Source organism: Stenotrophomonas sp. JAG2 (assembly GCF_041080745.1).
GTDB classification, from domain to species: domain Bacteria; phylum Pseudomonadota; class Gammaproteobacteria; order Xanthomonadales; family Xanthomonadaceae; genus Stenotrophomonas; species Stenotrophomonas maltophilia_AA.
Genome location: NZ_JBEUMH010000006.1, coordinates 157,476 through 178,354, shown reverse-complemented (window position 1 = coordinate 178,354; position 20,879 = coordinate 157,476). Strand labels below are relative to the sequence as shown.

Below are 20,879 nucleotides of genomic sequence, written 5' to 3'. Positions count from 1 at the left end.
TTTCCGAGAAAATGTGATCTTCATCACGTTGCACTGGCTAGCTCTGGCAACTTGGCCTACGATTTGCGTGATGGAAGTCACATTCGTTGGTCATCACATGGAGCTGTCTAGTGAAGGTCCTATCTGTTTTCGGAACGCGTCCTGAAGCTATCAAGATGGGGCCGCTGGTGCGCGCACTGCACGCCGCGCCGGGAATCGAGTCCATTGTCTGCATCACCGGCCAGCACCGGGCTATGCTCGACCAGGTGATGTCGCTGTTCGAGATCCACCCGGATCACGACCTGGATGTGATGGTGGCCGACCAGACGCTCAACGGCCTGTGTTCCCGGCTGTTCGCCAAGCTCGACGCGTTGTACGAAGCGGTAGCGCCGGATCGCGTGCTGGTGCACGGCGATACCAGTACGGCGATGACCGCCGCGCTGGCCGCCTTCCATCGCCGCATCCCGGTGGCGCACGTGGAGGCCGGGCTGCGGACCGGTGACCTGCAGCAGCCCTGGCCGGAAGAAATGAACCGCCGCGTGATCGACGTGGTCGCCGACCATCTGTTCGCGCCGACCGACAGCTCACGCTACAACCTGGAACAGGAAAACCTGGCCGGGCGCATCAGTGTCACGGGCAATACCGTCATCGACGCGCTCAAGCAGACGGTCCAGCGCATCGACCAGGATGCTGCGCTGCGCGCATCGATCGATGCGCAGTTCCCGTTCCTGCAGCCCGACCGCAAGCTGCTGCTGGTCACCGGCCATCGGCGCGAGAACTTCGGGGGTGGCTTCGAGAACATCTGTCGTGCGCTTGCCGAGCTGGCACAGCGCGAAGACCTGCAGATCGTCTACCCGGTGCACCTCAATCCGAACGTGCAGGGGCCGGTCCATGCGCACCTGGGTGGCCTGGACAACGTGCATCTCATCGCGCCACAGGATTACCTCAATTTCGTCCGCTTGATGCAGCGCGCGCACGTGGTGCTGACCGATTCCGGTGGCGTGCAGGAAGAGGCCCCCGCGCTGGGCCGCCCGGTGCTGGTGATGCGCGATGTCACCGAGCGTCCCGAAGCGGTGCAGGCGGGCGTCGTACGCCTGGTCGGCACCGATCCGGACCGGATCGTTGCCGCCGTGCACGCGGCCTGCGACCGGCCGGCCGTGGCCGCGCACTTCATTCCCGATGCCAGCCCCTATGGCGATGGTCGTGCTTCGGCACGCATCGTCGCCGCGCTGCGCGGTGAGCCGTTCGATGAGTTCGTGGCCGCCCACGTCTCTGCCGTTTCCCACTCCTCCCTTTCAGAAGTGATGCCATGATCCAGACCAACCGTAGTACCGATCGTTTCCGCAAGGTATTACCGCTGGCCTTGGTGATGGCCCTTCCACTCAGTCCTGTCCACGCTGCCGATACCCCGGCCGGGCAGTTCACGGAGTGGGCCGCCGATGCCACGGTGACCCGCAGCATGACGCTGCGCGAGTTGGGTTTCCGTCAGCCGCTGACCCTCAGTGGCCAGGAAAGCCAGCGTGAAATCTATCTGCCGGTACCGGCGGGCGTGCCGACCCGCGATGCGCAGCTGCAGCTCGATGGGCGCTACGTGCGCGGCCATACCGGCCGCAGCTCGGGGTTGTGGTCGGTCGATGGCGACCCGGTTGCCGCGCGCTCGATCACCGATGCGCAGGGGGATGCCAGCCAACTGCTCGGCATCGACGGCCTGCCGCGCGACAACGGTTTCGTCCGCGTGGGCGTGGGCTGGTGGTCGGTGGTATCGGATTACCGCTGCGCCGATCAGAGCGCCCCGGCCAACGTGTTGCGGTTGTCGCCGGAGTCGCGCTTCAGCTACAGCTTCGATGGTCGCGCGGTGAACACCGTGGCCAAGGCCTGGGGCGCACTGCCCACACGGGTACGCCTGCTGGTCGATGGCAAGGCGCTGCAGGCGCCGGCCTATGACGCGGCGTGGCGGGTGGGTGCGGCGCTGCGCAACGGCGGCAAACAGGTCGACGTGGTGGCGCTGCCGGTGGTGGGTGGCACGGTCGATCTGACCGGGATCAGCATTCCGGCCAGCCTGCAGGCCGTTCCGGCCTACGCGGCGCTGGCCGCCGGCGGCAGCCAGCATCGCATCGCCTCGCTGGCCGAAGTCGGCGCCCTGCTGTCGCTGCGCGACAGTGGGCCGCTGGCCGTCGACGTGGCCATCAGCACCGATCCGCTGCGTGCTGCCGTGCGGGCCGCGCTGGATGCGCTGGCGGTCGAAGTGGGTGCCAGTGGCGGCGATGCCGCCGCGGCGTTCACCGCGTGGCGTGGCAGCGACATGGTCGCGCTGGAGAAGGGCGCCGGTGGCGCATCGGTCAGCGTTGCAGCGGTGGCCGGGCGCCCGACCCTGGTCGTCGCCGCCGAGGCCGGGGCCAAGGTTGCCGGGCTGCTCACCGAGCAGTGGCGCGCGTATGCACTGGGTCGCACCCTGCAGGTGGCCCAGGCCACCCCGCCGGTGGTCGGCGACGACGCGATCCTGCTCAGCCGTCTCGGCAACATGTCCGGTACGCTGGACATCGTCACCCGCGGCGACCGCACCGCCAGCTTCGAGCTCGGCGCATTGTCGGCCGATGGCCGTCTGCCCGACCAGGTGGTGGTCGATGTGTCGGCCGCACCCAACGCGGCCGGGCAGGGCGCGGTGGCGAGCATCTATTTCAACGACTACCTGCTGGGCGCCAGGGTGCTCGCCGCCGACGGCAAGCCGCAGCGGCTGGTCGCCAAGGTTCCGGCCTATGCACTGGCGGCCCGCAACGAAGTGCGCGTGAGCTTCCTGCGCCAGCCGGCGCGCCCGTATTGCCACGATCCGGCCACCGCGTTCCCGGTGTCGATCCTGCCCAGCAGCCACCTCAAGCTGGCCAAGCGCACCCTTGATACCGACTTTGTCGGCGCGGCCAGCCAGCTGGCGCATGCCAACGAAGTGTTCGTGCCGGCCACCTGGCTGCAGGACGCTCCCGCGTCGTTGGCCAAGGTCATCGCCATCGCCAGCGCGGTCGGCGTGTCTGCGCAGGCGGCCGAACTGAAGGTGGTCGACGCCGGCACCGCGATCACCCCGGGCAACCCGTACCTGGCCTTCGCATTGGCCCCGTCCGGCGTCGACCCGGCCGGGCTCAAGGACGGTCGCCTCGTGGTCGGCGGCGGCAAGCAGCCGTTGCTCGATCTGGCTGGACTGGACCACGCCGCTGCGGTGCAGGTGGTGGATGCCGGCGGCCATACCGGCGTGATCTACAACGATCTGGGCGCGCAGGGTCCGCTGCTGGACCAGCCGTTCCGCCTGCTGCGCGGTGATCTGGCCGTGCTGGATGGCAGCGGTGTGGTCAGCGACTTCGACAGCAAGGATCCGTATGGCGCGCGCGTGGCCGATGCCGGCAACCCGCAGCCGTGGTGGCAGCAGCACATGGTGTGGTTGCTGGTCCTCGTCGGGTTGGTCGTGTTCGCGCTGCTGGCCGCCCGCGTCACCCAGATCCGCCGCCGCCGCAAGTCCGGCAACACGGGGCACTGACCGCCGTGGACGGTCTGTCCTGGAACATCCAGCTGGCCAACTACTACGCCACCCTGGAAACGGTGGCGGCAGCAGTGGCCGTGCTGATCCTGATCTCCAGCCTCGATGACCTGTTCATCGATGTCTGGTACTGGGTCCGCGAAAGCTGGCGCACCCTGACCGTCAAGAAGCGTCGCGAGTATCGTCCGCTGACCCAGCAGGACCTGCTGCAACGCCCCGAACAGCCGTTGGCGATCATGGTGCCGGCCTGGGCCGAGTACGACGTGATCGCGCAGATGGTGGAGAACATGATCGATGTGCTCGACTATCGCGAGTACATCGTCTTCGTCGGCACTTATCCCAACGATGCCGAGACCATCGCCGAAGTGGAGCGCATGCGCCGGCGTTACAAACGCCTGCGCCGGGTGGAGGTGCCGCATGCCGGCCCGACCAGCAAGGCCGATTGCCTCAACTGGCTGATCCTGTCGATCTTCGATTATGAGAAGCGGCACGACATCGAGTTCGCCGGGGTGATCCTGCATGACAGCGAGGACGTGCTGCATCCGATGGAGCTGCGCTTCTTCAACTACCTGCTGCCGCGCAAGGACATGATCCAGCTGCCGGTGACCTCGCTGGACCGCGAGTGGTACGAGCTGATCGCCGGCGTGTACATGGACGAGTTCGCTGAATGGCATGCCAAGGATCTGGTGGTGCGCGAGAGCGTGTCGGGCATGGTGCCCTCGGCCGGCGTCGGCACCTGTTTTTCGCGCAAGGCGCTGCTGGCATTGAGCGCGGCCACCAACAACCAGCCGTTCAACACCGACAGCCTCACCGAGGATTACGACGTGGGCGCGCGCCTGGCGGCGATGGGCATGCATTCGATCTTCGCCCGGTTCCCGGTGCAGTTCCGCGTGCGCCGACCCTCGTGGTTCGGCTGGGGGCCGGTGCGTGAAAGCACCCAGTCGATGGCGCTGTGCGTGCGCGAGTACTTCCCCGACAACTTCCGTGCTTCCTACCGGCAGAAAGCGCGCTGGGTGCTCGGCATCGGCCTGCAGAGCTGGGAAACGCTGGGCTGGCGCGGCTCGCTGGCGACCAAGTACCTGCTGGCGCGTGACCGCAAGGGCATCGTCACCTCGTTCGTCAGCATCATCGCCTACATCATCTTCCTGCAGCTGCTGCTGTTCTGGCTGCTCAAGGTGACCGGGGTGTGGACCACCCAGTTCCCGACCATCTTCCAGGCCGGTACCTGGCAGATGAACATCGCCCTGATCACCACCGCCGCCCTGGCCAGCCGCGTGGTGCAGCGCTTCTACTTCGTCAACAAGCTGTACGGATGGGAACACGCGTTGATGTCGATCCCGCGCATGGTGGTCGGCAACATGATCAACTTCATGGCCACCGCGCGCGCGTGGCGCATGTTCCTGCTCTACCTGCTGTTCGGCAAGCGCATGGTGTGGGACAAGACCATGCACGATTTCCCCAGTGCCTCGCAGCTGGTGCAGACCCGCAAGCGGCTGGGCGAACTGCTGACCACCTGGCAGGCGGTCGAGCCGGAGCGCCTGGAAGAAGCGCTGCAGCAGCAGCAGGGCGGGCGCCAGCAGCCGCTGGGCCGCATCCTGGTCTCGCAGGGCTGGCTGGACGATGAAACGCTGGCCGAAGCCATCGCGTTCCAGGGCGACCTGGCGCGTGCCGTCATCGACGTGGACTACCTGCAGGCCGGGCAGTTCCCGCTCTCGGTGGAAGCGTGCGTGCAGTGGCGCCTGTTGCCGCTGCCCGGCAGCACGGCCGACACGTTGTCGGTCGCGGTGGCCAACCCGCTCAGCGAGGCCGAGCAGGCACAGCTGCTGCACGACGTGCACGCCACTGCCGTGGAACAGTCGATCGCGCGCGAAAGCGAGATCAATGCCGGCCTGCGCCTGATCAGCGGTGAAACCTACCGCATCGACGCGGTGCCGTTGCTGGGCGATCTGTTGGTGGAAATGCGCCTGATCGCCCGCGACCAGTTCGAACGCGTGCTGGACGAGTACAAGCCACAGCGCGACGGGCGCATCGGCGACTACCTGGTCAAGCACGGCGTGGCCACCGAAGCGGCGATCGCCGAGGCGGTGCGCGAGCAGCATCGCCGTTCCGGCCAACCTCAATACAGCGCCGACGGAGAGCTGAAGGTATGAGAACCACCCTGCTTTCCAGCGTGATCGCCCTGGGCCTGATCGGCCTGGGCAGCGCCAGTGCCTTCGCACAGGAACCGCTTCCGTTGTCGGGGAACGCATACCGCATCGCCGAGCAGGCATTCGGCGCGTACGACCGCGGCGATTTCCAGCAGGCCTACCGCACGGCCAGCGAAGCAGTGCGCCTGCGCCCGGACGTGGCGCGGCTGCGGCTGCTACAGATCTATGCGGCGCAGAAGCTGGGCCGTGCCGACGAGGTGCGTGCGCTGGCACGGCGTGCGATCGCCGATGGCATTGCCGATCCGGCCCTGCCGGGGCTGGCCGCCGCCGCCCCGCGTGGCGGCACCGCCACCGGCGCCGGCGTGCGTGGGGCTGCCGCGGCCCGCCCGACCGCGGCCGAACTGGCCTACCAGCGCGCGTTCCCGTTGGCGGCACAGGCCTACGAGGCGTTCAACAGCGACCGCATGGAAGAAGCCGCCAGCAAGGCCGAGCAGGCGTTCCGCCAGCAGCCGCAGCAGGGTGCCTGGGCGATTTTGTGGGTGGCCTCGCTGGAGGCGGGCGGAAAGCTCGATGAGGCGCAGCAGGCCGCCGCCACGGCATTGACGCTGGGCGCACCGAACCGCACCGATATTCTCGCCGCGCAGCTGCGCATCCAGCGCGAGCAGGCCGTGGTGCCTGCGCAGGAAGGCTACCAGGCGCTGATCGCCCTGCGTCCACAGGATGCAGTGGCGCCCGCACGCCGGGCCGTGGCACTGGCCCCGGAGTCGGGCAGCCATCGCCTGCTGCTGATGACCGCGCTGCTGCTCAGCGACCAGCTGCCCGAGGCGGTCGATGCCGCCTCCGACGCGATCGCGCAGGACGCCGACGACACCAACGCCCTGGTGATGCGCGGTTACCTGCAGCAGCGGCTGGGACGCAGTGCGCAGGCCAATGCGGATTTCGACCGCGTGCTTGCGCAGGATTGGCTGGATGGCCAGCAGCAGCGCAACGTGCGGCTGCTGGCGGTGGATGCGGCCCTGGCCGCGGGCGACCGCGACCGTGCCGAGCAGCTGCTGGCACCGCTGAAGGCCGATCCGCTGACGGATGAAGATGCCGATACCCGCCGCGCCATTGCCGATGCGGTGGCCCTGCGCACCCGCGCGCTGCGCTCGGCGCGGCCGGGCCTGGCGCTCACCGAGGCGACCTATCCGGCACCGATCCAGCAATGCCGTGAAACGCCCTATGGCACGCAATGCGAGCTGACCCCGACCGACCTGCAGGGCGAGGGTGGCGCAGCCCAGCGTGCCTATGCGGCCTTTGGCCGGCAGGACTACCAGCAGGCCATCGAGGAGGCGCGCAAGGCCGTGCAGGCCGCGCAGGACAGCGCGCCGCTGCAGGCCTTGCTGACCACCTCGCTGGCCGCGGGCGACCGCAGCCAGCAGGCCGAAGCGCGCCAGCGCCTGGATACTGCACTGGCCACCACGCCGGAGGATGCCGGCCTGCTGATGCAACGTGGCTATCTCAACCAGCGCGCCGGTGAACCACGCCATGCACTGGGCGATTTCCAGGCGGCCGAGGCGACCGGCAAGGCACCGCCGACGGTGGTGCTGGACCAGGCCTACGCCAACGCTGCGCTGGGCCAACATACCGAGGCGGTGACCCTGCTGCGCGGTGCGATCGACAGTGCCGACGCAGGCACGTTGCCGCTGGACACCGCGCAGCGCTACAACACGCGCAGTTCCATCGCCAACTACTCGCGCGAGTGGGGCATGACCTTGTCGGCCGGCTACCGGGGCGCACGCCAGGCGGCGACCAACCTGGGCGGTGCGGCGATCAGCACCCCCGGCGATTCGGTGTTCGGCACGCTCGAAGCGTTCTGGCGACCCGAGAAAACCAACAACCGCCATGGCACGCTGGAGCTGTATGCGCGCCTGGCCAACACCCTGTACGACGAAGGCGGCACCTTCGAATCGCTGCAGGCGATCGACCCGTGCACCGGCATTCCCAGCGAGGATGCACGCGCGCGCGCCGAGCGACTCAGCCGCTCGCGTTCGATCGCCGGGTGGCCGTCCACCATCGGCTCGTTCGGCGCGCGCTACACCTTCGGCCAGACCGGACTGAGCGCCGGCCTCGAGCGCCGCCAGTTCCTTGGCACGGCGACCCGCAACGGCGGCGTCTATCCGGATTCGGCGGCCATCCAGTGCCGCATCCAGGTGGAGTCGAGCCAGCCGCTGCAGATGACCACCGCGGCCCGCTACCGGCTGAAGGACAACGCCGGCGGCTGGATGTCCTACCTGACCTACGGCTTCTACCACGGCACCGGTGTGCGTACCGACGTCAACCAGTGGTGGACGCTCAGCGGTTACGCCCAGGCCGGCTTCACCTGGGATGACAACCGTGCGCAGTTCACCGTCGATCAGATCGACAGCAACGGCGACACGGTCGCGCGGCTGACCGATTCCGAGGGGCGCCTGCGTCGCCAGCAGTGGTTCGGCGCGGCCGAACTGCGCGCAGGACGCAGCTATCGCTTCGGCGCCGAGCAGACCCGCTGGGTACTGAGTCCGTATCTGGTGATCGGCGCGGACTGGATCGACCAGCGCTCGAAGGTGCGGGGCATCACGTATCCGCTGATCGGCGCGCAGTCCTTCGACCTCTCCGACACCGATCGCAGCTGGTCGCTGGGTGCGGGTCCCGGCGTGGGCGTGCGCTACTGGTTCCGCGAGGACCACTACAACGCGGCACGGTCCTACCTGGACCTGGCCGTGCAGTACCGGTTCGCCCTGGGCGGCGGCGATACGCAGCGCGCCAAGGGGCTGTTCGCCACCGCCACCCTGTACTACTGACATGGAAAAGGCATGATCGACATGGACAAGCATTCCCCGTTCGAACCCACCTCGCCACGCCGTCGCCTGCGTGCGCGCCTGCCGCTGCTGGCGGTGTTGTGCGCGTTGGCCGGTGCGGGTGCCGCGCAGGCGCAGGCACCGGCCAAGCCCACTCCGCCGGCCGCGGCCGCCAAGGACGACTCGGCCATCGTGCTGGTCGGCAAGGACGGCTGGTTGTTTCCGGCGTGGGGCAGCCTCAGTGACGTGGACATGCAGGCAGTCGACTCGTCGACCCGCCTGATCGCCGAGGCCAAGGCCCGCCTTGCCGCACGCGGCATCCGCCTGGAACTGTTGTTGCTGCCGGACAAGGTGCTGTTCTACGAAGATCGCCTGCCCGAGGGCAAGGTGGTGAGCGCCTCGGTTGAAAAGCGCTACGACACGCTGCTGGGCTCGCTGCAGAAGGCCGGCGTCGAGGCGCTGGACGCGCGCAAGGTACTGGCCGGCGTCCACGCCGCGGGCAGCGACGTGTTCTATCGCAGCGACCAGCACTGGACCCAGGCCGCCGCCGATGCCACCGCCGATGCGCTGGCGGCACGGATCAAGCAGGCCGTCCCGAACCTCGCGGGTGAACCGGGCTCGGGCACGCCGCTGGGCAAGGAAACCCGTGAACGCCGCTATGGCGACCTGGCGGAACTGTTCCTGCCGCCGGAACAGCGTGCCGCGGTCGGCCGCGAGACCTTCACCGTCCGCCGCGTCGCGGAATCGCAGGGTCTGCTCGACAGCGGCAAGGCCCCGGTGCACGTGACCGGGCACAGCATGGTGCAGCCCTATTTCGGTTTCCCGCAGAAGCTCTCCAATGCGCTGGACCGTCCGGTGACAGTGAACTGGAAGGCCGGCAACGTCGGGCCGTGGATCATGCTGCTGGAGTATCTGGAGTCCGATGACTTCCGCACCAATCCCCCGCAGGTGCTGGTCTGGCAGATGTTCGAACCGGTGTACGGGTTCGGCCCGCAGGCGCAGGGCCAGTGGGACAACGCCTCGATCATGACGCCCCAGCAATGGACCGCGCGCTTGAACAAGGCACTGGGGCAGTAACCCGATGAGTGCACGTCCCGGCGCGCCCGCGCCCCTGCCACCGGCCGCGCCGGCCCGTGCCCATCTTCCCACCACCGTGGTGGTGATCGTGCTGCTGGTCATCGGCCTGCTCGCCGGCGGCTGGATGCTGGGCAAGGCGAAGATCCCCGCCGCGTCGCTGGCCCCGGCGCGCTGGGCCGACGGCGAAGCCGGCCGCGCGATCAACGAAGCGCTCAAGCTGCCGGTACAGGCCCAGGCCGACCTGGCCACGGCGGCGCTGCGCTATCGCCTGCTGGGCGATCTCGGCCCGCAGGTTGCGCTCGGCTGCCCGGACTGGCTGTTCTACCGCGATGGCCTGCGACCACAGCCCGGTGCCGGCGCGCAGGTGCTGGCCCAGCGCGTGCGGCTGATGCAGCACTGGTCGGCCCAGCTCAAGGCGCAGGGTGTACAGGTGCTGGTGGTGGTGGTGCCGGACAAGTCGCGGGTCGAACAGGCACACACCTGCGGGCTGCGCCATTCGGCGAGCATGCGGGCGCGGCTCGGCCAGTGGCAGCAGGCGCTGCACGCCGCGCAGGTGCCTTCGACCGACCTGCTGCCGGTGCTGCAGGGCGCCGACGCGCCGATGTTCTTCCGTACCGACGTGCACATGAACCGGCTCGGCGCCCAGCGTGCCGCCGACGCCGTGGCGGCCTCCGCGCTGCCGCTGCTGGGTGGCCCGGGCGGGCAGGCCTTCGAGGTCGGCGCACCCGGGCCGGCCAACCCGCGGATGGGCGATCTGATCGTGCTGGCCGGGCTGGAAAAGGCGCCACCGGCCTGGCGCCCGGCGCTCGACCAGGAGCCGGAACAGGTGATTGCGCCGCTGCGCAGTGGTGGCCTGCTCGATGACACCCCGCCGGTGGAGGTGCTGCTGCTGGGCAGCTCCAACGGCCGCCGCAGCCTGTTCGCCGAACGCCTGGGCAACGCGCTCGGGCGCGAGGTGTGGAACCAGAGCCTGGATGGCGGGCAGTTCTCCGGCGCGCTGCTGGCCGCCTGGCCGCAACGCGCGCAATGGCCACCGACGCTGAAGCTGGTGGTCTGGGAATTTTCTGAAATGGCCCTGTCCTTGCCGTTGACCGACGGTGAGCAGGCAACGCTGGCCGAGATCGACTGAGCGCTACGGACGATGCTTTTCAACTCCTTCCTGTTCCTGCTGGTTTTCCTGCCGATCGCACTGGGCGTGCATTACGCCCTGGGTGCGGTGCGGCCACGCCTGGCCGCGCTGTGGCTGTGCGTGGCCTCGATCGTGTTCTACGGTTGGTGGAACCCGCAGTTCGTGATCCTGCTGTCCGGCTCGATCGTCTTCAACTACCTAGTCAGCCTGGTGATCCTGTCGCTGGCCAAACGGCCGAAGCTGCAGCTGCTGGCCACCGCACTCGGCGTGGCCGCCGACCTGCTGTTGCTGGTGCACTACAAGTACTTCGCGGCGATGGTGAACTTCGTCGGCGAGATGGGCTTGAACGTCGGCCCGATGGATGCGCTGATCCTGCCGCTGGGTATTTCCTTCTTCACCTTCACCCAGATCGGCTACCTGCTCGACTGCCGCGCCGGCGTGGTCAACGACCGCAGCCCGCTCAGCTACGTGCTGTTCGTGACCTTCTTCCCGCACCTGATCGCCGGCCCCATCCTCCACCACAAGGAGATGATGCCGCAGTTCAGCAAGCGCGAAACCTACCGCTTCCACGCCGACAATCTGTCGGTGGGGGGCATGCTGTTCGTGATCGGGCTGGCCAAGAAGGTGTTGCTGGCCGACAGCATCGCCCCGTATGCGGATGCGGGCTTCGCGGCCACCGGCGAGGTCCAGTTCTGGGGCGCCTGGGCCACCGCGCTCAGCTATGCGCTGCAGCTGTACTTCGACTTCTCCGGCTATTCGGACATGGCGCTGGGCCTGGCCCGGATGTTCGGCATCCGTTTCCCGCTGAACTTCAATTCGCCGTACAAGGCGAGCAGCGTGATCGACTTCTGGGCGCGCTGGCACATGACCCTGACCCGCTACATCACCGCCTACCTGTACTACCCGGTGGCGATGGCGGTGACACGCTGGCGTACCCGCCACGGGCGTGCCACCGGACCGACCGCGGTGGCGTCGGCCGGCGGCTTCGCCTCGATGATCGTGCTGCCCACGGTGTGGGCGATGGGCCTGGCCGGCATCTGGCACGGCGCGGGCCTGCAGTTCCTGATCTTCGGCCTGCTGCATGCCGGCTACCTGTCCATCAACCATGCCTGGCGCGTGTTCGTCGTCGGCCGCAAGCCGGCCGCGCTGCGCCAGCTGCGCTGGTACCAGCACGCCGGCTACGTGCTGCTCACCTTCGCCGCGGTGCTGGTGGCGCAGGCGTTCTTCCGCGCCGATGGCGTGCACGATGCGTGGGAGCTGGTCCAGGGCATGTTCGGCATGCGCGGCTGGGAAAGCCTCGAGAACCTGGGCTACCTTGGCGGCATGGGCCTGGCCGACAGCTGGCGCCTGCTGGCCGGCCACCACGTGCAGCTGCTTTACATCCTGGTGTTGCTGGCCATTGTCTGGCTGGCACCGAACGCCCAGCAGATCATGGGCGTGTATGGTCCGTCGCTGGCCAAGCCGAGCCCGGCCCCGCGCGCGTGGATGCGCTGGCAGCCCAACTGGCAATGGCTGCTGGTGATGCTGCTGATGCTGGGGCTGTCGCTGCTGAGCCTGCACAAAGAATCCCGTTTCCTCTACTTCCAGTTCTGACAAGGTGAACCCGATGGATATCCAGACCCTCCAGGCCCAGTTGATCGACATCGTCGAAGCAGTGATCGGCACCCGCGTGCAGCCGGACGAATACATGGAGTCGCTGTTCGACTCGATGTCCAAGGTGCAGCTGATGGTCGAAGTCAAAGACCGCCTCGGCGTGACGTTGCCGGTGGATGAGATCGATGCGCTGGTCGACTCGGTGCAGGTGCTGGCCGATTACGTGGCCGCGCACCAGCGCTGAGCCATCCCCCACCTGCAGGAGGCACCCGCATGCGTTTCGATTTCGACCACTGCCGCTTCGTCGCGCTGGAGCACGCGCCGCATGCGCCGGCGCTGCACGACGCCGACGGCACCCTGGACTGGGCCGCGCTGCATGCGGCGACCCAGGCATGGGTCGTGCGCGCGCAGGCGGCCGGCGTGCTGCCGGGGCATGCGCTGGTGATCTCCGGGCACAAGCAGTCCGCCTTCGTGGTGGCCATGCTCGGCTGCCTGCAGATGGGCGTCACCTATGTGCCGGTGGACACCATCAACCCGGCGGCGCGTCTTCAGCGCATCACCCAGCTCACCCATGCCGGCGCGGTCTACGATGCGGCGACGGACACCTTCGGGCCCGGGGCCGACGTACCGCGCGCGCTGAGCGTGCCGGACCTGGCCTACATCATGTTCACCTCGGGCAGCACCGGCGACCCCAAGGGGGTGCAGATCGGCCGCGACAGCGTGGCGCTGTTCACCGGCTGGATCACCGACTGCCTGCAGCTGGGCGAGGCGCCGGCCTTCCTCAACCAGATGCTCTTCAGCTTCGACTTCTCGCTGTTCGACCTGTGCGGTGCGCTTGGCACCGGCGGCAGCTGCGTGCTGTGCCCGCGCGAGGTGATCGCCGACAGCGAACGGTTTGTCGAACACCTGCGTCAGTCGGCGGTGGCGGTGTGGGCGTCCACGCCTTCGTTCGTGCGCCAGCAGATGCTCAACCCGCGCTTCAACGCCGAGCACCTGCCGTCGCTGCAGGTGTTCGTGTTCGGTGCCGAATCGCTGACCCCGCGCGTGGCCGAAGAACTGTGGGCGCGTTTTCCACAGGCGCGCATCATCAACTCCTACGGTCCCACCGAGGCCACCTGTTCCACCACCTGGGTGGAGATCGACCCGGCCCTGCGTGCGGCCGCGCCCAACCCGTTCCCGATCGGGGTGGCCAAGCCCTACGCCGAGGTCTTCATCGACGACGGCGAGATCTGCATGTCCGGCGACCACGTGATGCGCGGTTATCTGGATCGACCGGATCTCGACCAGGGGGTGTTGTTCGAGCATCACGGCAAGCGTGCGTACCGCAGTGGTGACCTTGGCGATCTCGACGACCAGGGCCGGGTGTATTTCCGCGGGCGCAAGGACGACCAGATCAAGCTCAACGGCTACCGCATCGAGCTGGCCGAAGTGGACGCGTCACTCTCCACCCTCGACGGTGTAGTGGCGGGTGCGGCGGTGGTGCTGCGCCGGCCCGACGGCAGCCTGGTGCGCATGATCGGCTTCGTCGAACTGTCCCGGCCCGGCGAGGGCGTGGTGCAGCCGCTGCCGGATGCGCTGCAGGACTGGAAGGAACAGCTCGGCCGCCGGGTTCCGCCCTACATGATTCCCTCTGAACTGATCGCCGTGGATGCGTTGCCGACCGGCAACAGCAACAAGGTCGATCGCCGCCAACTCGAGCAGCGCTATGCACTGGCGCGCACGCTCCGCAGCCAGGAACCCAAACGATGAAGCTCTCTCCGATCCCGTTCGCCCTTGCCCTGCTGGCGCTTGCGCCGCTGGCCGGCCATGCCCAGCCCGCCGGCCAGGAAGGCCGCCTGGCCCAGCTCTATGCCCCGCGGCCGCCGGCCGGCTCGGCCTTCGTGCGCGTGCTCAATCCCGGCAGTGCCGCGCTCAAGGTCGCGGTGGGCAACGGCGCCGAGCAGAGCATCGGCCCGGCCACGCGGGCGACCCGCTATGCCATCGTCGAGGGCGGCAAGCCGTTCACCCTGCGCGTGGCCGGTACCCCGCGCAGCCAGCCCAAGGTCGCGGCGGGCAGCTTCAGCACGCTGGTGCTGGACCCGGCGGCACCGTCCAAACCGCTGCTCGCGCTCGCCGACGGCGGTGGCACCAGCGACGCGCTCAAGGCGGAGATCCGCTTCTACAATCTTGCCAGCGGCTGTCCGCAGGGCCGCCTGGCGATGGCCGACAAGGGCGCGGTGGTGTTCCCGGCGGTCGCCGCCGGCAGCAGCAGCGCGCGCGGCATCAACCCGGTCAAGGCGCGCCTGGTTGCCGGGTGCGGCGGCAAGGAGAGCGCACCGGTGGCACTGCCGGCCCTGCAACCGGGGGACCACTACAGCCTGTTCCTGACCGGCAGCGCCACTGCCCCGATCCTGCAGGGCCAGCTCAGCGGCACCGACGCGGTGGGCCGCTGACCCATGCAGTCGCGTCCGGTATTCCGCGAAGACCACGAACTGTTCCGCGAGCAGGTGCGGCGTTTCATCACCGCGCAGATCGCCCCGCACTACGCGCAGTGGGAACGCGATGGCATCACCCCGCGCGCGCTGTGGCGCGCGGCGGGCGAGGCCGGCCTGCTCAACTGCCAGCTGCCTGAGCCCTACGGTCTCGGCGGTGATTTCGGCCACGCCGCCTGCGTGATCGAAGAGTTGGCGCGCGCCAACTACCTGGGCATCGGTTTCTCGATCCACTCGGACATGGTCGCGCCGTACCTGATGCAGTACGCCAGCGCGCCGGTACGCGAGCGCTGGCTGCCGGCGATGGCGCGCGGCGAAGCGATCGGTGCGATCGCCATGACCGAGCCCGGTGCGGGCAGCGACCTCAAGGCGATCCGCACCCGCGCCGAGCGCCAGGGCGATCACTACCTGCTCAATGGCCAGAAGACCTGGATCACCAACGGCAGCAATTCCGACGTCGTGGTGGTGGTCGCCACGGTAGCGCCCGAGCTGGGCGCGCGCGGGCTGACCCTGTTCTGCGTGGACACTGCGTTGCCCGGCGTCACCCGCGGCGCGCCGATGGCCAAGATCGGCCAGCACGCACAGGACACCAGCGAGGTGTTCTTCGAGAACGTGGCGGTGCCGGTCTCGCATCTGCTCGGCGACGAACAGCGCGGCTTCGACTACCTGGGCGAACAGCTGGCCGCCGAGCGCATGGCCATCGCCCTGCGTGCGGCGGCGTCGGCCGAAGGCATGCTGGCGGAGACCGTGGCCTACGTGCGTCAGCGCAAGGCGTTCGGCCGCTTCCTGATCGACCACCAGAACACCCGCTTCGTCCTCGCCGATGCGGCGGCGAAGCTGGCGATGCTGCGCAGCTTCCTGGACGAGTGCCTGGGGCTGCAGATGCAGGGCCGGCTGGATGCCACGGTCGCGGCGATGGCCAAGCTCAACGCCACCGAACTGCAGGGGGCGGTGCTCGATGATCTGCTGCAGTTGCACGGCGGCTACGGTTACAGCAGTGAATACGGTATCGGCCGCGCCTGGACCGACGCACGTGCGTTGCGCATCTTCGGTGGCAGCAGCGAAATCCTGCGCGAGATCATCGGCCGCACGTTGTAACCGCGGCGGCCCCGGTAGCTACCGACCGTTGGTCGGTACGCCCAACGCGCGCCCTACAACCCCCAGTGCCGCCGCAGCGCCTTGGCCTGCGGCGTGTCCTGCGACAACCACGGGTCGAGCGCGTACACCAGGACGTGCTCGGCACCGCTGTCGGCCGCCCAGGCCAGCTGCCGTTCGATCCGCGTCGCATCGGCGGTCTCGCCCTTGAACTGGGTCCCGTCGCTGTTCTCGCCGGGCAGTTCGCGGAACAGCTCCACGATCGCATCGAATGCGACGCCGCGCTGGGTCAGCATCGCCAGCAGCGGCTTGAGCTGCTGCACGTTGCCGGCGCCGGCAACGCCCACGCCGTCCTGCACCATCGGCCGCAGCGGCACCCGGTCCAGCACGGTGGCCCACACCGTCTCGAGGCGGCCCGTGGTTTCCAGCCGGCTGAAGTAGGTGGAGATCGCACAGTCGCCGCCCTGCGCATGCGCGGCCTGCTGCAGGCCATGCAGCCACTGCGCCAATCCCTGCACGCGTGCAGCGTCGGCCCAGTGGTACTGCTCGATTTCATAGGGCACGTACCAGCCGCCGAAGGCCTGCAGGCGCGCCCACGGCGCCTGTGCCAGCCACTGCTGCGCACGCCCCAGGCTGTCGGCGAAGAAGGCCTGCAGGGTGGCGTCATCGCCGCCGATCGCCTTCCACCAGGATTGTTCGAACGGCAGCCCCATCCGCACCGTCATGCCGGCTTCGCCCGCAGCGGTGAACACCATCCGCAGGCTGGCATCGGGCAACTGCCAATCGCCTTCCGGGGCGCCGTGGATGCCCGCCCACTGCAGCACCAGCTGTTTGCAACCCAGCCGCTGTGCCAGCTGCACCGAGCGCTGCCAATCGGCCATCGTCCAGTCCAGGTGGCTGCGCCAGGGTTGCAGGAACGTGCCATCGACCTGGGTGGGGATCGAGCAGCCGGGCAGGGCGGCCAGCGCGCCGACCGCCGGCGCCAGCAGCGCCGCGCGCAGCAGCCGGCGACGCAAGGGCGAAGGCAGATCGGGAAACACGGGGGAGTCGCTCATGCCGCCATCATCCCAGAGCCGCGTTGTAGAGGGGTGAACCCCCGCTTGCGCCGACGACGCTCAGCGTAGCTGGCTCATTCCAGCGCGTAGCGCAGCACGAACAGGCCGGCCACCAGCCACACGGCCGGATGCACTTCGCGCCAGCGCCCGGTGCCGGCCTTCAGCACCGCATACGCGATGAAGCCGAACGCCAGGCCATTGGCGATCGAGTAGGTGAACGGCATCGCCAACGCGCACAGCGCAGCCGGAACGGACTCGGTCAGGTCGCCCCATTCCACGTCCACCAGTTCGCGCAGCATCAGCCCGGCCACGAACAGCAGGGCGGGCGCGGTGGCGTAACCGGGCACCATCTTGGCCAGCGGCGAGAACAGCAGCGCCGCCAGGAACAGCGCGGCCACCACCAGCGCGGTCAGGCCGGTGCGGCCACCGGCCTGCACGCCCGAGGCGCTTTCGGCGAACGCGGTGGTGCTGCTGGTCCCGAGCAATGAGCCGGCCACAATCGCGGTGCTGTCGGCCAACAGGGCCCGTCCGAAGCGTTTCTGTGCGCCCGGCAGCTTGAGCAGGCCGGCACGACCGACCACGCCGTACAGCGTGCCGGTGGCATCGAACACTTCCACCAGCACGAACACCAGCACCACCTGCAGCAGCACCGCCATCGGCGCGCCGCCGTCGTGGTGCAGCAGCCCGGGCAGATCGAGCTGAAGGAAGGTCGGGGCCAGGCTCGGCGGCAGCGAGATCAGCTCGGTGTACTGCACCTCGCCCAAGGCCCATGCCGCGCCCGTCACCGCCAGGATGCCGATCAGGATCGCGCCGCGCACCCGCCGCGCCTCCAGCACGGCGATCAGCAGGAAACCTGCCAGCGCCAGCAGCGGCGGTGCGGTATTGAGCGGGCCCAGCGCGACCAGGGTGTCGGTGTTGGCAATGATCACGCCGGACTTCTGCAGCGCGATGATCGCCAGGAACAGGCCGATGCCGGCCACGATCGCCGCCCGCAGCGAGGGCGGAATGCCCGCCACCAGCCAGGCGCGCACGCCCGTCAGCGACAGCACCAGGAACACCAGGCCGGAAATGAAGACAGCGGCCAGTGCCTGCTGCCAGGGCAGCCCGGCAGCGCCGACCACGGTGAACGCGAAGAACGCATTCAAGCCCATGCCGGGGGCCATGCCGACCGGGAAATTGGCCGCGAACGCCATCACCAGCGAACCCAGCGCGGCGGCCAGGCAGGTGGCGACGAACACGGCATCCGGGTCCATGCCGGTGGTGGCCAGGATGTCCGGGTTGACGAAGACGATGTAGGACATCGTCAGGAAGGTGGTCAGGCCGGCCAGCAACTCGGTGCGCACGGTGGTGCCGTGCTGCTGCAGCTGGAACAGGCGTTCGGGGAGGGACATGGTGGAATCTCGTGACGATAAGGCGTCACGACCCACGGTCGTGACCTACCGGAATGCAAAACAGCCGCACGGTGCGCGTCTGCGTCACGACCCACGGTCGTGACCTACCGGAATGCAAACGGCCGCGCAGTGCGCGGCCGTTCTTCATTCCCTTATTTCAGCGCCTTGAAGCGCAGCCGCTTCGGCGCGGCGTCGTCGCCCATGCGGCGGCGCTTGTCTTCTTCGTACTCGCGGTAGTTGCCCTGGAAGAACTCCACGTGCGAGTTGCCTTCGAAGGCCAGGATGTGGGTCGCGATGCGATCCAGGAACCAGCGGTCATGCGAAATGACGAAGGTGTTGCCCGGGAACTCCAGCAATGCATCTTCCAGCGCACGCAGGGTTTCGATGTCCAGATCGTTGGACGGTTCATCGAGCAGCAGCACGTTGCCACCCTGCAGCAGGGTCTTGGCCATGTGCAGGCGGCCACGCTCACCACCGGACAGCGAACCAACCAGCTTCTGCTGGTCCTGGCCCTTGAAGTTGAAGCGGCCGATGTACGCGCGCGACTGGATCTCCACGCCGTTGATGTTGAGGATGTCCAGGCCGCCGGCGATTTCCTGGAAGACGTTGTGGTTGCCTTCCAGCGCGTCGCGGCTCTGGTCCACGTAGGACAGCTTGACGGTCGGGCCGACCACGATCTCGCCGGTATCGGGCTTTTCCTGGCCGGTGATCATCTTGAACAGGGTCGACTTGCCGGCACCGTTGGGACCGATGATGCCGACGATCGCGCCACCGGGAACCAGGAAGTTCAGATCGTCGAACAGCAGGCGATCACCGAACTTCTTGGAGACATTCTTGAACTCCATCACCGCATTGCCCAGGCGCTCGCCCGGCGGGATGAAGATTTCGTTGGTCTCGTTGCGCTTCTGGTAATCCACCGACTGCAGCTCTTCCAGGCGGGCAAGACGCGCCTTGCCCTTGGTACGGCCGCCCTTGGCGTTCTGGCGCGACCATTCCAGTTCCTTCTGGATCGCCTTCTGGCGGGACTTTTCCTGGTTGTCTTCCTGGCGCAGGCGGTCGTCCTTCTGGGTCAGCCAGTCGGTGTAGTTGCCCTTCCACGGAATGCCGCGGCCGCGGTCCAGTTCCAGGATCCACTCGGCGGCGTTGTCCAGGAAGTAGCGGTCATGGGTGACCGCCACGACGGTGCCGGTGTAGCGCGCCAGGAACTGTTCCAGCCATTCCACGGACTCGGCGTCCAGGTGGTTGGTCGGTTCGTCGAGCAGCAGCATGTCCGGCTTCTGCAGCAGCAGGCGGCACAGCGCCACGCGGCGCTTTTCACCACCGGACAGGGTGCCGACCACGGCTTCCCACGGCGGCAGGCGCAGCGCATCGGCGGCCACGTCCAGCTGGTTTTCCAGGGTGTGCGCGTCGCCGGCGGCCAGGATCGCCTCCAGGCGCTCCTGTTCCTTGGCCAGCTTGTCGAAGTCGGCGCCTTCCTCGGCATAGGCCAGGTACACCGCGTCCAGCGCGGCCTGGGCCTGCAACACCTCGCCCACGCCTTCCTCGACCGACTCGCGCACGGTCTTGGTCGGGTCCAGCTCCGGTTCCTGGGCCAGGTAGCCGACCTTGATGCCGGCCTGCGGACGGGCTTCGCCCTCGAAGTCGGTATCCACGCCGGCCATGATCTTGAGCACCGTCGACTTGCCCGAGCCGTTCAGGCCGAGCAGGCCGATCTTGGCACCCGGGAAGAACGACAGCGAGATGTCCTTGATGATCTGCCGCTTGGGCGGGACCACCTTGCTGACGCGGTTCATGGTGTAGATGTATTGCGAGGACATGAGGTCTCCGAAGGCGCAACCCTGCGCCCGTTCCATACGGAACAGGAACAGATGGAAGAAAAGGATGTCCCGATTATAGCCGGAAGCGATCAGGACCGCCGGGAGCCACCGGCCCTGGGGCTTGCCGCCGCCTGAATGCGGGGTCAAAGCCCTTGAATTGGAAACCGTTTCCAGCCGGAGACCGTTCAGACGACGTCCGCATGATGGAGCCATCAACCCACCAAGCGAGGCCAGTCATGCGCATGAATCGATTTGTAGTAGGGGCGGTTGCCTCGCTGCTGGCCTTAGGCACCGTGGCCCCGGCCTTTGCCGATGACCACCGTGGCCGCGGTCACGACCGCCGGGAGTGGCGTGATGACCGCCGCGACAACCGCCACGATCGCCATGACCGGCACGATCGTCATGACCGTCATGACCGTCGCGAGGTCCGCCATGACCGCCGTTACGACCATCGCTACGACAATCGTGGTTACTACCGTCCGGGCCCGCCGCCGCCGCGTGTGGTCTATCGCCCGGCGCCGGGCTATGGCTCCTACGGCTGGGCGCGCGGCCACCGTTACCGTGAGTACTACGGCGGCCCGGTGTACGTGGTCAACGATTACAGCCGCTATTCGGTGCGCCGCCCGCCGCGCGACCACCACTGGATCCGCGACGACCGCGGCAACCTGCTGCTGGTCGCCATCGCCACCGGGATCATTGCGGACTATGTGATCAACCGGTGAGCGGATGCTTCATCCGGTGACCTGGCGGTCGAACGGTAAATGACAAGAAGGCGCATCCGGT

General features: G+C 68.1%; 15 protein-coding genes. 12 read left to right on the top strand and 3 right to left on the bottom strand.

What is annotated here, in order from left to right; translation table 11 throughout:
* Nucleotides 1-110: 110 nt before the first annotated feature.
* The 11 genes from wecB to AB9O74_RS09730 are packed head-to-tail and all read left to right on the top strand — an operon-like array spanning nucleotide 111 to nucleotide 15,836.
* Nucleotides 111-1,292 (top strand): non-hydrolyzing UDP-N-acetylglucosamine 2-epimerase, encoded by a 1,182-nt coding sequence (wecB, locus tag AB9O74_RS09780; RefSeq protein WP_369349172.1) that lies wholly within the window; start codon nucleotides 111-113, stop codon nucleotides 1,290-1,292.
* The gene (locus AB9O74_RS09775) at nucleotides 1,289-3,502 is read left to right on the top strand and encodes a hypothetical protein (RefSeq protein ID WP_369349171.1); all 2,214 of its coding nucleotides are present in this window, start codon (nucleotides 1,289-1,291) and stop codon (nucleotides 3,500-3,502) included. Before wecB ends, AB9O74_RS09775 begins: the two co-directional genes overlap by 4 nt.
* Before the next feature lie 5 nt (nucleotides 3,503-3,507).
* Nucleotides 3,508-5,652, top strand: coding sequence for a glycosyl transferase family protein (locus AB9O74_RS09770; RefSeq protein WP_369349170.1), 2,145 nt, complete (start codon nucleotides 3,508-3,510; stop codon nucleotides 5,650-5,652).
* Nucleotides 5,649-8,471 carry a hypothetical protein gene (locus AB9O74_RS09765; RefSeq protein WP_369349169.1) on the top strand — a complete coding sequence of 941 codons (2,823 nt, stop codon included), beginning with the start codon at nucleotides 5,649-5,651 and terminating at the stop codon, nucleotides 8,469-8,471. The genes AB9O74_RS09770 and AB9O74_RS09765 overlap by 4 nt, the downstream gene beginning before the upstream one ends.
* Nucleotides 8,472-8,492: 21 nt before the next feature.
* Nucleotides 8,493-9,545, top strand: a complete 1,053-nt coding sequence (locus AB9O74_RS09760; protein WP_369349168.1) for a twin-arginine translocation pathway signal — start codon at nucleotides 8,493-8,495, stop codon at nucleotides 9,543-9,545.
* A 4-nt stretch (nucleotides 9,546-9,549) separates the two neighbouring features.
* Nucleotides 9,550-10,674: a cell division protein FtsQ gene (locus tag AB9O74_RS09755; RefSeq protein WP_369349167.1), complete on the top strand. Its 1,125-nt coding sequence runs from the start codon at nucleotides 9,550-9,552 to the stop codon at nucleotides 10,672-10,674.
* A gap of 12 nt (nucleotides 10,675-10,686) precedes the next feature.
* The gene (locus AB9O74_RS09750; protein WP_346491371.1) at nucleotides 10,687-12,267 is read left to right on the top strand and encodes an MBOAT family O-acyltransferase; all 1,581 of its coding nucleotides are present in this window, start codon (nucleotides 10,687-10,689) and stop codon (nucleotides 12,265-12,267) included.
* Between the two features lie 13 nt (nucleotides 12,268-12,280).
* On the top strand, nucleotides 12,281-12,511 hold the full coding sequence (locus AB9O74_RS09745; RefSeq protein ID WP_038690541.1) for an acyl carrier protein: 231 nt from the start codon (nucleotides 12,281-12,283) through the stop codon (nucleotides 12,509-12,511).
* A gap of 29 nt (nucleotides 12,512-12,540) precedes the next feature.
* Nucleotides 12,541-14,016: an AMP-binding protein gene (locus tag AB9O74_RS09740; RefSeq protein WP_369349166.1), complete on the top strand. Its 1,476-nt coding sequence runs from the start codon at nucleotides 12,541-12,543 to the stop codon at nucleotides 14,014-14,016.
* Nucleotides 14,013-14,699 (top strand): alginate O-acetyltransferase AlgF, encoded by a 687-nt coding sequence (locus tag AB9O74_RS09735; protein WP_369349165.1) that lies wholly within the window; start codon nucleotides 14,013-14,015, stop codon nucleotides 14,697-14,699. The genes AB9O74_RS09740 and AB9O74_RS09735 overlap by 4 nt, the downstream gene beginning before the upstream one ends.
* Nucleotides 14,700-14,702: 3 nt before the next feature.
* A complete protein-coding gene (locus AB9O74_RS09730) occupies nucleotides 14,703-15,836 on the top strand; it encodes an acyl-CoA dehydrogenase family protein (RefSeq protein WP_369349164.1) in 1,134 nt (377 codons plus the stop codon).
* Between the two features lie 53 nt (nucleotides 15,837-15,889).
* Here the strand turns inward: AB9O74_RS09730 and AB9O74_RS09725 are convergent, their stop codons facing one another.
* From AB9O74_RS09725 to ettA, 3 genes are all read right to left on the bottom strand, one after another.
* The gene (locus tag AB9O74_RS09725) at nucleotides 15,890-16,888 is read right to left on the bottom strand and encodes a DUF4434 domain-containing protein (protein WP_369349163.1); all 999 of its coding nucleotides are present in this window, start codon (nucleotides 16,886-16,888) and stop codon (nucleotides 15,890-15,892) included.
* A gap of 74 nt (nucleotides 16,889-16,962) precedes the next feature.
* Nucleotides 16,963-18,279 carry an NCS2 family permease gene (locus AB9O74_RS09720; RefSeq protein ID WP_176990421.1) on the bottom strand — a complete coding sequence of 439 codons (1,317 nt, stop codon included), beginning with the start codon at nucleotides 18,277-18,279 and terminating at the stop codon, nucleotides 16,963-16,965.
* Nucleotides 18,280-18,431: 152 nt separating this feature from the next.
* On the bottom strand, nucleotides 18,432-20,096 hold the full coding sequence (gene ettA, locus AB9O74_RS09715) for an energy-dependent translational throttle protein EttA (protein WP_176990420.1): 1,665 nt from the start codon (nucleotides 20,094-20,096) through the stop codon (nucleotides 18,432-18,434).
* Nucleotides 20,097-20,332: 236 nt separating this feature from the next.
* Between ettA and AB9O74_RS09710 the strand changes: the two genes are divergently transcribed.
* Nucleotides 20,333-20,818: an RcnB family protein gene (locus tag AB9O74_RS09710; RefSeq protein WP_369349162.1), complete on the top strand. Its 486-nt coding sequence runs from the start codon at nucleotides 20,333-20,335 to the stop codon at nucleotides 20,816-20,818.
* The last annotated feature ends 61 nt before the right edge of the window (nucleotides 20,819-20,879 follow it).

What these genes read in the sequence shown, in the direction of transcription:
- AB9O74_RS09775 (WP_369349171.1), top strand. Translation starts at nt 1,289, where the DNA reads ATGATCCAGACCAACCGTAGTACCGATCGTTTCCGCAAGGTATTACCG.
- AB9O74_RS09765 (WP_369349169.1), top strand. Translation starts at nt 5,649, where the DNA reads ATGAGAACCACCCTGCTTTCCAGCGTGATCGCCCTGGGCCTGATCGGC.
- AB9O74_RS09760 (WP_369349168.1), top strand. Translation starts at nt 8,493, where the DNA reads ATGGACAAGCATTCCCCGTTCGAACCCACCTCGCCACGCCGTCGCCTG.
- AB9O74_RS09755 (WP_369349167.1), top strand. Translation starts at nt 9,550, where the DNA reads ATGAGTGCACGTCCCGGCGCGCCCGCGCCCCTGCCACCGGCCGCGCCG.
- AB9O74_RS09750 (WP_346491371.1), top strand. Translation starts at nt 10,687, where the DNA reads ATGCTTTTCAACTCCTTCCTGTTCCTGCTGGTTTTCCTGCCGATCGCA.
- AB9O74_RS09745 (WP_038690541.1), top strand. Translation starts at nt 12,281, where the DNA reads ATGGATATCCAGACCCTCCAGGCCCAGTTGATCGACATCGTCGAAGCA.
- AB9O74_RS09740 (WP_369349166.1), top strand. Translation starts at nt 12,541, where the DNA reads ATGCGTTTCGATTTCGACCACTGCCGCTTCGTCGCGCTGGAGCACGCG.
- AB9O74_RS09735 (WP_369349165.1), top strand. Translation starts at nt 14,013, where the DNA reads ATGAAGCTCTCTCCGATCCCGTTCGCCCTTGCCCTGCTGGCGCTTGCG.
- AB9O74_RS09730 (WP_369349164.1), top strand. Translation starts at nt 14,703, where the DNA reads ATGCAGTCGCGTCCGGTATTCCGCGAAGACCACGAACTGTTCCGCGAG.
- AB9O74_RS09725 (WP_369349163.1), bottom strand. Translation starts at nt 16,888, where the DNA reads ATGAGCGACTCCCCCGTGTTTCCCGATCTGCCTTCGCCCTTGCGTCGC.
- AB9O74_RS09720 (WP_176990421.1), bottom strand. Translation starts at nt 18,279, where the DNA reads ATGTCCCTCCCCGAACGCCTGTTCCAGCTGCAGCAGCACGGCACCACC.
- ettA (WP_176990420.1), bottom strand. Translation starts at nt 20,096, where the DNA reads ATGTCCTCGCAATACATCTACACCATGAACCGCGTCAGCAAGGTGGTC.
- AB9O74_RS09710 (WP_369349162.1), top strand. Translation starts at nt 20,333, where the DNA reads ATGCGCATGAATCGATTTGTAGTAGGGGCGGTTGCCTCGCTGCTGGCC.